Genomic DNA, 15,288 nt, shown 5'->3' on the forward strand with positions numbered 1-15,288 from the left:
CTTTTACTTCAGGTCCAGGTGTCCACCCCCGTGCCACCCCTGAAGCAAAGCCAGAGTTATCCACAGCAGGTGCTCCCTTGCGTAGTCATGATTCCGCTTCAACCGGCCTTCTCGCCGGGATTTCCGCCTTCCTCATTTGGGGACTGGCGCCACTTTACTTCAACAAATTACAGGGGATTCCCGCAGCGGAAATCCTCGCTCACCGCAGTATCTGGTCGCTGGTACTGGCTATCAGTATTCTGCTGATCCTGCACAAAGTTCCGGACCTTGTGGCCACCCTGCGCGACAGCAAGAAGATGCGTATGCTGGCTCTGACCACAGTGTTGATCAGTGGCAACTGGCTGGTGTTTATCTGGGCGATCAATAATGGCCATTTGCTGGAAAGCAGCCTGGGCTACTACATCAATCCACTGATCAACGTTTTGCTGGGTGTTCTGTTGTTGGGCGAGAAGCTGCGGCGACTACAGTGGCTCGCAGTGGCATTGGCTGCCTCCGGTATTGCCTACGAACTGTGGCAGTTTGGTAGCGTGCCGATTATTGCGCTGTTTTTGGCCGGCTCCTTTGCGCTCTACGGCCTGGCCCGCAAACAGGCCCCGGTAGAGAGCCTGACCGGCCTCGCAGTGGAAACGCTGTTTATGCTGCCCGTAGCTCTCACCTATCTGCTGTGGAGTGATACCCCGACCAGCAACCTGTTAAACAACAGTCTGGAGTTAAACGGCCTGCTGCTCTTTGCCGGCCCCATAACCCTGGTTCCCCTGCTGCTGTTTACCATTGCCGCCCGCAGGCTCAACTTATCCACACTGGGCTTCCTGCAATATATCGGCCCCACACTGATGCTGGTGGTGGCGACCCAGGCGCTGGGCGAGTCCTTTAGTGAGGAAAAGCTCACTACCTTTATGTTTGTATGGCTGGGACTGGCTCTCTACTCTATCGACGCCCTGGTGCAGCGCAGAAAGTTGCACCGTCAGGGTAAGGCCGCTCTTTAACGGTCCCTTGTGTCGGAATGGCCGCTGGCGTTCACCAAAAGCGGCCACTCACGGCTGCACTGGCAGCGCTATTTTGGCCTCCGACAATCTCCGACTACCCCACGGCATAGCCCTCAGTTTCATCAAATATAAGTCAAGGCACTTCAGGTGGGTTACCCGATTAACACCGCCAAGCTTGCTGATAAGCACTCTAAATTAGGGCTACAAAGTTCACTATTTTGGAGTTATTAACAACAAAATAGTGAATTGACGATAAATACCAGGGAGGGGCACATGGCTAAGCCTACATTGCGTAGTGTAAATCGTGAACAATTTGACCTGCTTAAGCGGGGGAACGAAATTATCACGGTAACCAATAATCACGTCCCGAAGGGCTCAAAAAAAAACCCTTATAAGAAGGATGATTGCGATGAGAATAACTGCACAACAATGATCCCCAGCGAGGGCATGGATTACTATAAATGGGTTACCACGCGAAGCGATAATAGCGGCGATTATCAGGAGTTTAATCGGTCATTCCAAAATAATAATTACTATCGTTTTGGTCGAAGAATAGCGAAGGCAATAGCCGCCGGGGTGGCAACTGCAACTCTCTAACCGCTGTGGCGTGGGTAGTAGCTCGAAATTATTTGAGCTGCCATCATAAAATCACTTGCCTACAGCACCATAATCCAAGTCACTGCTACCTTAAAGTTTCTGACTCAAGTGGCAATGCGATAATTATTGATCCATGGCCTTTTATACCTCAAGCTCTACTAATAGAACACCATTTTTTGCGTGGTCAAGGAGCCCCTATTCGCAACACTAACGGAAACTTAACCGTTGAGAACAGGAGAGGATACAAAGGACAAAAATCACCTTTTGACTTGGTCCTGACAAGAAGTCAGATAATAAAACTCGACCCAGACGTATTTAATTGCCGAACCTATAATAGCCACGGACGCCTGTACGGCACAGAAGAGAGAAGGATTTATATTTACTCGTATAATAGAGAGGCATTAAATTCTGCCCCTCCTCAGAGATAGCCACTTCACCATTGCCGCTGCGCCTCCTCGGCCCCGGCCGCTATCCCCCGCACTTTAAATGGATCTCATAAAGAGTAAAAACTATTCACGGTTCAGCCACTCGTCCATCGCCGCCAGTATCTGGTGGCGATAGGGCTGAGTCTCATTGATCATCTGGTGCCGGGCACCACGAATCAATACCCGGTGGCAATTGGGAAAACGATTTCGAACTACATGGAGACCGTAGCGCCAGTCAACCGTCTTATCATCCGTCCCCTGTACCAACAGGATGGGGCGCTGGTTGCGCGCCGTGTGGGGAAATGTCTGCAACCAATCCACCATCGCCTTGAGCCAACTCATAGAGATAGACTGTGACTGGAGCGGGTCCCTTAGCGCCTGGCGCCGGGAAAACTCTACATCGTGGGTATTAATCGTAAATGCGCGGCCGGGCTCGCGGATAAACAGGCGGCCCAAATAGTATTTCCAGCGATTGAACCAAGCCCATTTTGAGGGCCTTACCAGCGGGGCCAATAAAAAGATCTTATCCAGGGGTTGCCAACAGCTGTACTGAAGGTGCGCCAGTAGCGCAGCGCCCCCGGTACTCTGCCCCAGTGCGTGCCAGGGCCCCGGCAATTTTTCGCGCGCAATCGCCAGCAGCCCATCAAAAGCCTGGCGGTATTGCAGGAAAGTATGGATAGCAACACGCTCACCACTGGAAAGACCGTGGCCGGGGAAATCAAAAATCACCACATTCAGATCCCGCTCCAAACCAAAGCGAATTGCCGGACCATAAATACCGGTATGATCAAAATAGCCATGGCAAATAAATAGAGTGCCGCGCGGCTTTTCCACCATCCAATACTGAGAAACCAGCTCAAATCCGGCGACTTTAAAAGTCCCCACCCCGGTCTTGTGAGCCAGGGGAAAGTGCAAATCGTAAAAATTACGATAATCCTGTAGCTCTTTGCACAGCGGTGTTTCGTCAGCGCCAAAATCCAGTTCTGGCAATTTCTGACGCAGTGCAGAATAGTCCGGACGCTTGATTACCGGGCTATTATCGTATGTGCTGAAATCTTGCAAGGTATCCATTCATGTAATGGTACTGCATTTTGGCGGGAGAGGTAGTGGTGTCGTTGCGGGAAAAGCGATCCGAAATGAAAAAAGGTGGGCCCAGAGCCCACCTTTTCGAAACACCGGAGGGGCGTTACTTGATTTGCGGCTCCAGCTCACCAGCGGTGTAGCGCGCGCTCATCGCATCGAGGCTGACAGGGCGAATCTTGCTGGCGTTGCCAGCGGTACCAAACGCCTCGTAGCGGGCGATACAGATTTCCTTCATCGCCTTGGTGGCCGCTTGGTAGAATTTGCGCGGGTCAAACTCAGATGGATTCTGGGCCAGGAAACGACGGGTAGCGCCGGTAGAGGCCAGGCGCAGGTCGGTGTCGATATTGACCTTGCGCACACCGTGCTTGATTCCCTCACAGATCTGCTCAACGGGAACGCCGTAGGTTTCCGGAATCTCGCCGCCAAACTCGTTGATAACAGCCAGCCACTCCTGGGGCACCGAAGAGGAACCGTGCATCACCAGGTGAGTACCGGGGATACGCGCGTGAATCTCCTTGATGCGGTCAATCGCCAGAATGTCACCGGTGGGCGGACGGGTGAACTTGTAGGCACCGTGGCTGGTACCACAGGCAATTGCCAGGGCATCCACCTTGGTCTTCTGGACGAAGTCAGCAGCTTCTTCCGGGTCGGTCAGCAGCTGGTCGTGGGACAGTTTGCCCTCGGCGCCGACACCGTCTTCCTCTCCAGCCATGCCGGTTTCCAGGGAACCCAGACAGCCCAGTTCGCCTTCGACAGACACGCCACAAGCGTGCGCCATGTCTACTGTGCGCTTGGTAACATCTACGTTGTACTCGTAGGAGGCCGGGGTCTTGCCGTCTTCTTCGAGAGAGCCGTCCATCATCACAGAGCTAAAGCCCAACTGGATGGAGCGCTGGCAAACTGCCGGGCTGGTGCCGTGGTCCTGGTGCATAACCACCGGAATCTCGGGGAATTCTTCAATAGCGGCAAGGATAAGGTGGCGCAGGAAGGGGGCACCGGCATACTTGCGGGCACCAGCCGAAGCCTGAACGATTACCGGGGAATCGGTCTCCTTGGCCGCTTCCATAATCGCACGCATTTGTTCGAGGTTGTTAACATTAAATGCAGGGACACCGTAGCCATGCTCTGCGGCATGGTCCAACATTTGGCGCAGGCTGATAAGAGCCATAATTAATTCCTTTCTCGTCTACTCGTAGTATTTGTATTTTTGCTTTTATGACCTGCCTGGCAATTGCGGCAGGCCTTATTTATCGTTATTCAATCTTGTGCGCGGCTTTCCAACATAGCGACAGCCGGCAATTTCTTACCTTCCACATACTCAAGGAAGGCCCCACCACCGGTGGAAATATAGGAAACCTTATCGGCAATTCCATACTTATCCACCGCCGCCAGGGTGTCGCCACCGCCCGCGATAGAGAAGGCTTCACTGGCAGCGATAGCTTTGGAGAGGTGCTCGGTGCCACCGCCAAACTGGTCAAACTCGAACACACCGACAGGACCATTCCAGATGATAGTCTTGGCGCTGTTGAGGATTTCTTCCAGTTGCGCGGAAGATTTCGGGCCGATATCAAAAATCATATCGTCTTCAACGACGGCATCGGCACTTTTGCTTTCCGCAGCAGCGGACTCACTGAACTCTTTACCGGTAACCACATCGGTGGGCAGGGGGATATCACACTTTTGCATCAGGGCTTTAGCGGTATCCAGCAGATCGTGCTCACACAGGGACTTGCCTACCGGCTTGCCACTGGCCGCCAGGAAGGTATTGGCAATGCCGCCCCCGACAATCAGCTGATCCACTTTGTCAGCCAGGCTCTCAAGCACGGTTAATTTTGTAGAAACCTTGGAGCCACCGACAATAGCAACCAGTGGGCGCGCCGGTTCTGCCAGGGCTTTTTCCAGGGCATCTAACTCAGCCGCTAACAGCGGCCCCGCACAGGCAACCGGGGCAAATTTAGCCACACCGTGAGTAGAGGCCTGAGCCCGGTGCGCAGTGCCGAAAGCGTCCATCACAAAGATATCGCACAGCTGAGCGTAGGCCTGTGCCAGGGTCTCATCGTCCTTCTTTTCGCCGCTGTTAAAGCGCACGTTCTCCAGCAGCGCGACGTCCCCATCGGCCAGCTCAACGCCATCGCGCCACTCTTTAACCAGTGCCACATCGCGGCCCAGCAGCTCGCCCAGGTGTGCAGCCACGGGGGCCAGAGAGAACTCTTCAGCGTACTCCCCCTCAGTGGGGCGCCCCAGGTGAGACATCAACAACACTTTAGCCCCGGCATCAATGGCGGCTTTTATAGTTGGAAGTGCCGCACGAATACGCGCATCGGAAGTTACACGACCATCTTTAATCGGTACATTCAAGTCTTCACGGATAAGTAAGCGCTTACCAGCGAGATCGAGATCTGTCATCAGTTTGACCGCCATTAGCCAACCCTCTTCTACTTCGGATAACTGAAAATGTGGGCGGCGATTATATCAATAGGAACCTATTGATGCCGATATTAAAAACAGGGGAAAGCGTTGTTATAAAAGCCAATCTGCGCATTATTAGCGCAGTAATTACTTTCTTACGGGGCATACACCCAGCACCCGCCTCACCTTAGGTCTATACGCCCTGCGGGTTAGCGAGTCATCACTTCAGGCAAAACTGCCACCTGAGGCCAATTTCCGGGTCGCTATGTAAGCCCGCCCTAGCGCAACCTCTTTCCAGGAGAGGGACGGCAGCCTAGCCAGGCCCGAATAAATGCTGCAATTGATAACTATAAATCCCATCAATACGCTACAGCTTGCAACCGGCAACAAAGCTTACCAACGCATTCGCAGGCCCCTGTAAACCACAGCGACTGTGTTGCAACTCTAGCGAGAGCCCTCAGGGGCTAGATACTGTGGCGCTATGCCGAGCCCCCCTAACCCCCAAACTTATGACCAAAAAGTCAGGCCGATTAGCACCCTGCGGACTACCCATTCACTGTGCCAGCGAATAAGCCGACACAGGCAAATGGCACTTCCCGCTGTCCAATTCGCCCGCTAGAATCGCCGCCCCCTTCCAAAATGCACATTAATCACAGAGGCCACTTGATCATAAAACTCGGGATGGCCAACAAGAGAGGTAATCCAAACGATGCAACCAACGGATAGTGATATCGTTTTTCAAAGTTATGGACGCTGCTGCAATAAAGAACAGTTCTTTGTAGATTTTTACGATCGCTTTATGGGAAGTTCTACCGATATTCGCCAGCTCTTTATCAATACTGATATGAAGGCCCAGCGCCATCTGTTGCGTAACGGCATCATGCAGCTGGTACTTCACTCGCGCGGCATGCCGGACACCAAGCTGCGCGCTCTGGGTAAAAGCCACGATCGCAACGGCTACAATATCCGCCCGGAGTGGTATCGTCTCTGGCTCGACGCCCTACTCGCCACCCTCAGGCAGCACGACGAGGAATTCTCCCCCGAAATTGAAGCCGCCTGGAACCGGGCAATCCTCCCGGGCATTGAAATTATACGTCAAGCGTACTAATTCCCTGAGCTAAAAAAATATAAGATAAATTTGCCAAGCCCTAAGCCGGCTATTTATGATCGGATTTTCCGACAGTTTTTATGTATAGGCATACCGAATGCCTAGTACCGGCATAGGGCTGCCCTCCGAGCCTGTAATAAATTATTAAATACCCAGATATAACTATCTCGCAAAATAAAAATAGCTATAAAGTTTTAGCTGCATACCTAAGAGAAAGTAGCGAACAAACAAGCCAAAGTAGTACGCAAGTGCAGCGTTCTTTCGGGGACAGCCGGCTCAGCTAACCGCTCTCTTCCAGACAATTAACTAATACACTTTAGAGCTGAATACAGAGGAAGAAATGAGATGCAATTAGGGTGAAAATAAAATCACCAAGCTTGGCGCGGGATCCGCTACCGGACTTAAGCAGATAGAAATTTATCGAACACCTCTTTAGCTAAGTAGAATGGAAAGCAAGTGGCAATAGCCACTCAAGAACAACTTCTCCTCGAGCGGCCATTTCAACCACTTTCGGTCAAATTCAGGTGTCACAGAACGCTTTACAGTATTCAGAGCCATACCCACTCTCTCTACAATCTACCCAGCACTGTATTTCCTCGGGAAGGCCAGCCGATGTAGAGACACTCCCTGCCAATAAAACTCCGAAAAAAAGCGCCGAAAATAAACCTCTCATAATACTCTCCTGCCAACATTTTCTCTTCAAAGAAATTTTTTATAGTACGATCAAAATACAAAGTAAATAAGCCAAAAGAGATCCCCCAATAAAAAAATAAAAATATGAGAACCAATCAACAAATAAATACACAAAAATATCGAGCTTTACTGCCGGAGCTGGCAACTTTCCCAGACATTAATCAACAGGCATATCAACTACAAAATACCAACATCTAAAATAAGTGACGTGCTTTTCCTCGCCAAAAGCTCCAACAGGATCAATAAGCTAACACTTCCCCAGGCAAATATTTGTCTAGTAGAAGAAGAGCTTTAAAAAAATCAAAAGCAAGCACCTCAACCATCTCCTCTACCGATTTGATACCCCCCCTTCCGTATCGAGCGCCACCACAGCCATAGCCATTTATGACTATCCTCTAATTATACGGAGAGCTATGCCAATAAAGTTCACAAAGTCGACCTAAACTCTCCCGCAACACCACAAAGCCAATCAATTGATCAGGACTACCATTAAGATAAAACAGAACTTCAAGCTTGACATGGAGCAGGCTGTCGAAATTTGGGTGAATAAAGATTCATCAAGCAGCCTCAAATGAGGAAAAATAGAAGAGCAGTCGCGGCCAATTTAAATATATAGCCATCTCGTTAGCCGATTTAATTTTGTTAAAATACACTCCAGTAGAACTCCTGAATAACTCCATCTAACACAGAATGGGCCTTATTAAATACTCCAGATGCTACATTACCCCTGCAAATGACTATTCTCGACCAACCGCAGCAAACACCACCAAGAAAACGACCTCCCCTACCCCAACCCGCCGGCCAAAGCAACCATATATCCAGCCAAAGATCCAACAAAATAAAAACAACCTAAAAATTAAAAACAGGAAAAACAGAAAGTACAAAAAAAACCCAAAAATAATTATAAAAACACCCAAATAAAGCAAACTTTAAAAAAACAAAAATCCCACAACAAAGAAAAACGAAACTACATACAAAATGATTATTTATACGTCAGGAAAATCCTGATAGATTCTCCACGCAAACAGCAACAACAATAAACAAAGAAAACATCTAGGAGTATTCAATGAGAAAGGCCCTATCTGTATTTAGTGCCAGTGTATTAGCGCTAGCAATCACCGGTAATGCCACGGCTGAAGACAAGCGTTACATCGTGAGTTTCAAGCAGGGAAAAGGCGAGTCCGTTAAGCATTTTGTGGAGAAGAGAGGTGGGCGCCAGGCCCTTAAGATGCGCCGCCAGAATGTAATGGCCGCGCACCTTTCTCCAGAAACCCTAAAAGAAATGCGCTCCAATCCAGATGTTGCATTTATTGAAGAAGACGTTAAACGCTACCCGTTGTCCCAGGAAACGCCCTACGGCATCACTATGGTTCAGGCCGATCAGCTGGGCGACTCTCAAGCTGGCAATCGCACCGTCTGTATTATCGATTCAGGCTACGACCTTGTGCACGAAGACTTGTCCGGCAATGCCGTTACCGGTACCAGCGATCCCAGTGGTGCCGGCAACTGGTATGAAGACGAAGATGGTCACGGCACCCATGTGGCCGGTACCATCGCGGCGATAAATAATGATGCCGGCGTTGTTGGCGTGATGCCCAGCAGCAATATCAACCTGCATATTGTAAAAGTATTTGGCGCTGACGGCTGGGCCTACTCCTCCTCCCTGATGGCGGCTGCCGAGGTTTGTGCCGACAACGGTGCCGACGTAATCAATATGAGCCTGGGCGGTGACAGCCCCAATTTCCTCGAGAGGCGAACCTTTAACAGCCTGAATAACCAGGGCATCCTGTCTATTGCCGCAGCCGGCAATGACGGTAACACTGCGCACTCCTACCCCGCCTCCTACTCCTCAGTGGTGTCCGTCGGCGCGGTCGATAGCGATAAAGCTATTTGGTCCTATTCCCAGCAGACCAACCAGGTAGAACTCTCTGCACCCGGCGTGCAGGTTTTATCTTCTGTCCCCACCGACAGCGGCAGAATTTCCTCTCTCGCCGTCGACAGTGTTGATATCGAGTCCGCTCCAATTGATGGCTCTCCCGCTAGCGCAATCACCGCTTCCATGGAAGATTGTGGCACCGCTGAATCGGCTTGCACCAGTGCGGCAGGTAAGATCTGTCTGATTGCTCGAGGCAATATCAGCTTCGCCGAGAAGGTTTTAAACTGTGAGTCCGGCGGCGGCATCGGTGCCATTATTTACAACAATGAAGAGGGCTTACTCTCCAGTGCCACCCTGGGCGAAACTGTGACGACTATTCCCTCGGTTGGTATTTCTGACACTGATGGTGCGGCTCTGCTCACACAGTTAAACGCCAGCGTAGATTTGGAAAGTGAGGCTACCAGCTACGAGTATTACAACGGTACCTCTATGGCCACCCCGCATGTTGCCGGTGTTGCCGCGTTGGTATGGAGCCACTTCCCCAACTGTAGCAATACCGAGATCCGCAACGCCCTGACCGCTACCGCTGAAGACCTCGGCGATGCGGGCAGAGACAATGCCTACGGCTACGGTCTGGTACAGGCAAAAGCCGCTTACGACTACCTGGATACCTACGGCTGTTCCGGCTCCTAATCCATTCGGATTAACTGGGGTTTAAAACCGGAAGGGGAGCAAGGCCTCCCCTTCTTTTTATCGGCACCCACACATCATTTTTTCACCGCTTTTGCTGAGAAAGCCTTGCAGGGATAGAAATAACTAGGAATTCAGTTGGGTTTCCACCCCGCCACTGAAATCCGTGTCCGAGAGTATGCCCTGCGCAAGTAACTGCTTTAAAACCGCTAAGCACCGACTCCTCAGGGTATCCCGCACCAATCGCACCGTCGGCGTAATTGACTGCCTTCCCGGAGATACCAGCCACAACTCCGTCGCTTTGGGCTTATAGTCACGCATAGTGGCGACTACCCGGCCGGAAAGTAAGTCCGCCGACATATCCAAACATGACTTAATCGTCAGGCCGTAACCCGACACACACCAGCGCCGCACCAGATCACCGTCATTGGAGGAGCGGTTTCCAGCCACCCGCACCTTGTACACCGACTCGCCGCGAAAAAACTCCCAATGATTGTGCACAATCTCGTGCAACTGATAAAAAAGGCCGTTATGAGCGGAGAGTTCATCCGGTGTTTGCGGGGAGCCCTTTTCCTCCAGGTAGGCCGGAGTTGCACACAGTAAGCGGGGCACTTCGCAAATTTTAAAACCATATAAATTGGCATCCACGGGGGGGCCATAGCGCAATGCGATATCCACCGGGTCCCGGTAGAAGTCCACCTGGCTATCGCTGATATTCACCCTGAGACTCAGCCCCGGGTGTGCCTGCAATACCTCATCCAGCCAGGGGGTAACAAGATTCCTGCCCAGGTCTGAGGAGGCCGCTATACGCAGCTCCCCATCGATCTGGCCGCTGTCTTCTTTGAGATTCTGCCGGGCCAGCTCCAGGGTCAGAAGGGCCTCCTCGCACTTGGGGATAAATCTCTCCCCGGCACTGGACAGGCGCAGTTGCCGGGTGGTGCGAATAAATAAATCGACCCCCAGTGCACTCTCCACACGCTTAATCGCCGCACTCGCAGTTGCGGTGCGCAGGTCGAGGCTGGCAGCAGCCGCCGTGATGCTGCGAAACTCGGCTACCTTGAGGATGACCTTCAAGTCTTCAAGCTGCATATTTTCAATTTTTTTTTGATAAAGATTCAAAGATTATAGTGTTTTTAGCGATGCAATCTAGTTCTAGAATGAACTTATCAACTCGACGCCCCAGTGCTTTCTCTGGGAGGTGGCAGCTAAATCAACAGCATCGAGCCTCCCCGCGAAAAGACCCGGGAAAAGAGTACAAACCTGAATTCAACACATATCGACACACAGAGGTGTTCACATGGGTAGACTCACTATCGTTGCCAATATTAAAGCCAAGGCCGACAAAATTGACCTGGTGAAATCTGAACTCTTAAAACTGATTGATACAACCCGAGCGGAAGCGGGCTGCATCAATTACAACCTCCACCAGGACAATGACAACCCCGCGCACTTCCTGTTTTATGAAAACTGGGAAACACGCGACCTGTGGCAAACCCACATGAATAACAAGCACCTGGAAGAGTATATGAAGGCGACTGAAGGTGCCGTCGAAGAGTTTGTATTAAACGAAATGAGCGAGATTGATAACTGATCTCTGCCGCTAGGTTATCCAGGCCCCAGGCCTGGATAACCTCAATTTTAACCGCAGCTTCCCCCGCCGTACTTTTGCTCCCCAGCGCCATAAGCAGCGCGAACAAACCAGCAGCACTTACCGATAAACAATTCCCTCCAGGAAATGGGCGGTGCTTTGCGCTCCATTAAAGCCTGTGCTTAAATTCTGCCATTAACAATCACAAAAAAATCTCATTGACTTGAAGGTCTTATGGAACTGGAATTTTTAACGGCGACCCTGTTTAACCTGGGTATCAATCTGCTGTACACACTGTTAGCACTGTTTATTGGTATCACCGCCCTAATTACCATTGATAAAAAACTACTTCGCTCAGTAGATATCGAAGGTGAGCTAAAAAATGGAAATATCGCGGTATCTATATTTGCATCGACCATATTAATATTTGTCGCCATCATTATTTCGTTTGGTCTTAAGGGTTAGCTCCGTGCGCAAGTGGCTAGCTATCACACTGGTACTTTCCCTCGCACTGATCACCCCTGAGCTTGTGCGGCGAGGGAATAGCCAAGAAGCACCAACAAAAAACGCACCGGAAATACCGCTCTCCGACAATTTGCGCACTTTTGGCAGTAGCGGGGATAGCGCAGCCCCTACTGTGGACTCACAGCAGGGCGTCGTGCGGGTAGTGGGTACCCGTCACCCGCTGGAGGAAAAAACCATTCAGCAAGTCGTCGACAGACGCTCACGGGAAGAGAGCGCTCATGTCTCTGTGTGGAATTGGCAGGGTATTGAGGCGGTGACAGCCTCCGCCCGGGGACTGGACCAACAGCACCACTTTGCCAATAGCTACCTGGTGGGATTTAAACCCTTTAAAACCCAACAGCTGTGGGTCCCGCTGTATACCCTGGCAATGCAGAAGGAGTACCAATACGATCACCTGCAATACGCCGGCTTATCGGACATCTGGCAAACTTCCCGCCAGGCCTATTACCAAAAACGCGGCGACTGTGAAGACCACGCAATTTTACTGGCGGACTGGCTAATCGAGTTGGGAGTGGATGCGCGGGTGGCACTCGGTACCCACAAAGGTCAGGGCCACGCCTGGGTGGTGGCCATCTTGAACGACCGGGAATACCTGCTGGAGGCAACCAGTAAACGCCGCCAGACCAGCTGGCAGGCCGTGCCCCTGGCTGCGCTGGCGGAGGGCTACGATGCGGAGTTTCAATTTAACCGCCACTTCTTTTGGGCCAAGAAAAGCCCGCTACCCTCGCGCCAATATCGGGGCAACCACTGGATAAAAAAATCCCAGTTTATTCGCGGTTAATCGCAAACGGGGATAGGCGAAAATACCCCATCCCCGCTTATGCATATCAGATCAGATCGGAGATCCCGGCGGCATCCCCTTAACCGCTCCGGGTTTTACTTCCAGTTTGCCCTGCTTAAAGGCGTCTATACGCTGCGCTTCATAGTAGTAGTGCGCGCTGTAGCCCTCGGGGTCATCGCCGAATAATCGCATAGCGCCGATCTCCTGGAGGAGCTTGGCCAGTTCCAAATGTGCCTTGGCCCGCACCGACTCATCCGCCTTGCTATTGCCTGCCAGCAGCATCAATTGCTCGATATAGGCGTGGTTAACCCGCTGGTGTACGCTCGCCTGTAAACCGGTGTAGCCGCCATTGTGCAAGGCCTGTGCGGTCAAGCGCTGCAACACGCCGGCAAACCCCGGCACCTCGCTGCTGCGGGCACGCTGTTGATTCATACGCGCCGCGCGCTGTGGGTCCATCAGAATAGCGAGCGTATGTCCGGCCGCCGCCTCCGCCAGGGCCACTCCATCGAAAGCAACGCCCGTATAGGCGGGGAAGCTTTCGATAGTGCGTTCGTAGCCATAGGACTTGGGCGGAATCAATTGCAAGACCCGCTCCGGCAAGGTGAGAAATTGCGGCGACAGCGTATCCAGCAATGCATCGATCGCCCGCTGTTGTCGCTCGGCGGGCACCAGGGTGTAGCTGTTTTGTTCGGTACCGTTATAGACATAGTCATAGTCCAGGCCACCGATCAGTTTGCCCACGGCCTCCGCCTGATAGCGGTGGCCGTAGTACACCGGCACCAGGGTCTCTTCCAGGTCAGAGCGGGGCGCAGATAGCGGCGCTGCCGCTGCGGAGAAATTCTCCAGGGCGTGACGCCTCAGTTCGACCATTCGCTGGAATTCCGCCAGGGGGTCAGTGCCGTTGTCCCACAGGTGAGAGACGGCGTGGGCATTATTGATCGCGCGGGAATCCGGATCTGAAATAAAACGCAGCTTCTGCTCCCCGGCCTCGGCGATAATGCCCTCCAGGTAGTTCGCTTCATCGCCACTCTCGCCGTAACCATAGCGAATCGCCAGCTTATCCCAGCGGCCGATACCGGTAGCATAGGCATCGGCCAGATCCAGCTTACCTCCCAACAGGGAGACCAACGGAGCTGGGTAGTCCATCACCGAGGCACGCTCTTCGGTACTGGCGGCAAAGTTGTGCGCCAGCCCCAGAGTGTGGCCCACCTCGTGGGCCGATAACTGGCGGATACGCGCCAGGGCCATATCTTTTAGCTGTTCAGTACTGACCGAGTCACCGCGATAGGGCTGTACAAGTCCCTGGGCAATCAGAAAATCCTGGCGGACACGCAGGGACCCCAAGGTAACATTCCCCTTGAGGATTTCGCCGGTGCGGGGGTCGTAAACCGAATAACCGTAGGACCAGCCGCGAGTGGCGCGGTGTACCCAATTGATCACGTTATAGCGAACATCCAGAGGATCGACCCCCTCTGGCAGCACCTCTACGCGAAAGGCATTTTTAAACCCCGCAGCGGCGAATGCCTGATCCCACCAGCTGGCCCCCTCGATCAGGGCACTGCGCACCGGCTCCGGCACCCCGGAGTCCACGTAGTAAACAATCGGCTCCACAACCTCATCGCTAGCCGCTTTCTTTTCCAGTCGGTGGCGATAGATGTAGCGCTGATCCAGCGGCTCTTCAATCGCGGTGGCGTAGTCTCGATACGCAAACGGGAAGTAACCGCTGCGACTGTGGAAGCGACGGGGTTGGTAGTCGCTATCCGGCAGCTCAATCAGGGAGATATGCTGGCGCAGAGATACTAATGTGGGCGTTGGTACCACTTCGCGCAAATAGTTGCCCGGAGCTGCGCCGGCAAAGGTCAGCTGTGCTTCAAACTCGCTATTCTTGGGGAAATTTTTAGTGCGGGGTAGATAAATTGCCGATTTGCTCTTATCCACACTGTAACTGCCCTGCTCCGCCCCCTTGAGACGTGCAGCAATACCGTGCTGATCACTCAGCAGGAAAGGGGTAAAGTCCACCAGTAGGCTCTGCCCGCTCTGGGCAAGTACCTTGAACCCCCAGAGTACCGACGAGGCAAAAGCCTCCTCAACCGCACGGCGCTCCGCTGTATTTTCTGATTGGGCGCGGTATTTCAGATTCACCTGATGCAGTAATACCTTGTTACCCGCACGCTGGAATTTCACCAGCCGGCTCTCACCCACCTGGTTGCGGTCCAGGCCCACAGGGTTGGAACCCAGCCCCTGGGCGAGTCCGGTGAGCAGGAGCAGCTCGCGCTCAAACTCATCGATCTCCAATAGCACCCGGCCATTGGCCTCATCCCAGTAAAAGTTGTGGAAGCCGCCGTGCCGGTGCATGCCGGCGGTGTACTCGGCAATACTCCCAGCCTGCGCTATGGCACTGGCGATCAGGAAGCCCAGTGCGACAATGAACCTGCTTATGGACATTGAATACCCTCAATTTATTAAGTGTTATGGGCTAAAAATACCGAATAGCCGCCACAACATCCACGCCCGGCACTCAGGCGCC

General features: G+C 52.4%; 12 protein-coding genes. 7 read left to right on the forward strand and 5 right to left on the reverse strand.

From position 1 onward, the window contains the following. Nucleotides 1-77 precede the first annotated feature (77 nt). Nucleotides 78-986: an EamA family transporter RarD gene (gene rarD, locus ACJJIF_RS13440; protein ID WP_444928854.1), complete on the forward strand. Its 909-nt coding sequence runs from the start codon at nt 78-80 to the stop codon at nt 984-986. A gap of 273 nt (nt 987-1,259) precedes the next feature. Further along, on the forward strand, nt 1,260-1,583 hold the full coding sequence (locus ACJJIF_RS13445; protein ID WP_444928855.1) for a hypothetical protein: 324 nt from the start codon (nt 1,260-1,262) through the stop codon (nt 1,581-1,583). Nucleotides 1,584-2,092: 509 nt separating this feature from the next. On the opposite strand, the gene ACJJIF_RS13450 is transcribed toward ACJJIF_RS13445, so the two are convergent. The 3 genes from ACJJIF_RS13450 to ACJJIF_RS13460 all read right to left on the reverse strand — a co-directional run bounded on the left by ACJJIF_RS13450 (nt 2,093) and on the right by ACJJIF_RS13460 (nt 5,512). Continuing rightward, entirely contained in the window at nt 2,093-3,079 is a 987-nt protein-coding gene (locus ACJJIF_RS13450; RefSeq protein WP_444928856.1) for an alpha/beta hydrolase, read from the reverse strand. A 115-nt stretch (nt 3,080-3,194) separates the two neighbouring features. Continuing rightward, the gene (gene fba, locus ACJJIF_RS13455) at nt 3,195-4,259 is read right to left on the reverse strand and encodes a class II fructose-bisphosphate aldolase (RefSeq protein WP_444928857.1); all 1,065 of its coding nucleotides are present in this window, start codon (nt 4,257-4,259) and stop codon (nt 3,195-3,197) included. Between the two features lie 89 nt (nt 4,260-4,348). Next, nucleotides 4,349-5,512 carry a phosphoglycerate kinase gene (locus tag ACJJIF_RS13460; protein WP_444928858.1) on the reverse strand — a complete coding sequence of 388 codons (1,164 nt, stop codon included), beginning with the start codon at nt 5,510-5,512 and terminating at the stop codon, nt 4,349-4,351. A 697-nt stretch (nt 5,513-6,209) separates the two neighbouring features. Between ACJJIF_RS13460 and ACJJIF_RS13465 the strand changes: the two genes are divergently transcribed. Together ACJJIF_RS13465 and ACJJIF_RS13470 are read left to right on the forward strand one after the other, a co-directional pair. After that, the gene (locus ACJJIF_RS13465; RefSeq protein WP_444928859.1) at nt 6,210-6,608 is read left to right on the forward strand and encodes a globin; all 399 of its coding nucleotides are present in this window, start codon (nt 6,210-6,212) and stop codon (nt 6,606-6,608) included. A 1,759-nt stretch (nt 6,609-8,367) separates the two neighbouring features. Further along, nucleotides 8,368-9,870, forward strand: coding sequence for a S8 family serine peptidase (locus tag ACJJIF_RS13470; RefSeq protein WP_444928860.1), 1,503 nt, complete (start codon nt 8,368-8,370; stop codon nt 9,868-9,870). Nucleotides 9,871-9,993: 123 nt separating this feature from the next. Here ACJJIF_RS13470 and ACJJIF_RS13475 read toward each other — a convergent pair whose 3' ends face one another. Beyond that, entirely contained in the window at nt 9,994-10,956 is a 963-nt protein-coding gene (locus ACJJIF_RS13475) for a LysR family transcriptional regulator (RefSeq protein ID WP_444928861.1), read from the reverse strand. Between the two features lie 208 nt (nt 10,957-11,164). On the opposite strand from ACJJIF_RS13475, the gene ACJJIF_RS13480 reads away from it, so the two are divergent. From ACJJIF_RS13480 to ACJJIF_RS13490, 3 genes are all read left to right on the forward strand, one after another. Continuing rightward, complete coding sequence (locus ACJJIF_RS13480) at nt 11,165-11,458, forward strand: putative quinol monooxygenase (protein ID WP_444928862.1); 294 nt, start codon at nt 11,165-11,167, stop codon at nt 11,456-11,458. 231 nt (nt 11,459-11,689) lie between these two features. Continuing rightward, complete coding sequence (locus tag ACJJIF_RS13485) at nt 11,690-11,920, forward strand: DUF350 domain-containing protein (protein ID WP_444928863.1); 231 nt, start codon at nt 11,690-11,692, stop codon at nt 11,918-11,920. Between the two features lie 4 nt (nt 11,921-11,924). Beyond that, a complete protein-coding gene (locus tag ACJJIF_RS13490; RefSeq protein WP_444928864.1) occupies nt 11,925-12,761 on the forward strand; it encodes a transglutaminase domain-containing protein in 837 nt (278 codons plus the stop codon). 51 nt (nt 12,762-12,812) lie between these two features. On the opposite strand, the gene ACJJIF_RS13495 is transcribed toward ACJJIF_RS13490, so the two are convergent. Further along, complete coding sequence (locus ACJJIF_RS13495) at nt 12,813-15,206, reverse strand: zinc-dependent metalloprotease (RefSeq protein ID WP_444928865.1); 2,394 nt, start codon at nt 15,204-15,206, stop codon at nt 12,813-12,815. Nucleotides 15,207-15,288: the final 82 nt, after the last annotated feature.

It is taken from the genome of Microbulbifer regidiadema (SeqCode), from assembly GCF_052467605.1.

Excerpts from the sequence above, each read along its gene's own strand:
- ACJJIF_RS13445 (WP_444928855.1), top strand. The coding sequence starts at position 1,260 with ATGGCTAAGCCTACATTGCGTAGTGTAAATCGTGAACAATTTGACCTG.
- ACJJIF_RS13465 (WP_444928859.1), top strand. The coding sequence starts at position 6,210 with ATGCAACCAACGGATAGTGATATCGTTTTTCAAAGTTATGGACGCTGC.
- ACJJIF_RS13485 (WP_444928863.1), top strand. The coding sequence starts at position 11,690 with ATGGAACTGGAATTTTTAACGGCGACCCTGTTTAACCTGGGTATCAAT.
- ACJJIF_RS13480 (WP_444928862.1), top strand. The coding sequence starts at position 11,165 with ATGGGTAGACTCACTATCGTTGCCAATATTAAAGCCAAGGCCGACAAA.
- ACJJIF_RS13450 (WP_444928856.1), bottom strand. The coding sequence starts at position 3,079 with ATGGATACCTTGCAAGATTTCAGCACATACGATAATAGCCCGGTAATC.
- fba (WP_444928857.1), bottom strand. The coding sequence starts at position 4,259 with ATGGCTCTTATCAGCCTGCGCCAAATGTTGGACCATGCCGCAGAGCAT.
- ACJJIF_RS13495 (WP_444928865.1), bottom strand. The coding sequence starts at position 15,206 with ATGTCCATAAGCAGGTTCATTGTCGCACTGGGCTTCCTGATCGCCAGT.
- ACJJIF_RS13475 (WP_444928861.1), bottom strand. The coding sequence starts at position 10,956 with ATGCAGCTTGAAGACTTGAAGGTCATCCTCAAGGTAGCCGAGTTTCGC.
- ACJJIF_RS13470 (WP_444928860.1), top strand. The coding sequence starts at position 8,368 with ATGAGAAAGGCCCTATCTGTATTTAGTGCCAGTGTATTAGCGCTAGCA.
- ACJJIF_RS13460 (WP_444928858.1), bottom strand. The coding sequence starts at position 5,512 with ATGGCGGTCAAACTGATGACAGATCTCGATCTCGCTGGTAAGCGCTTA.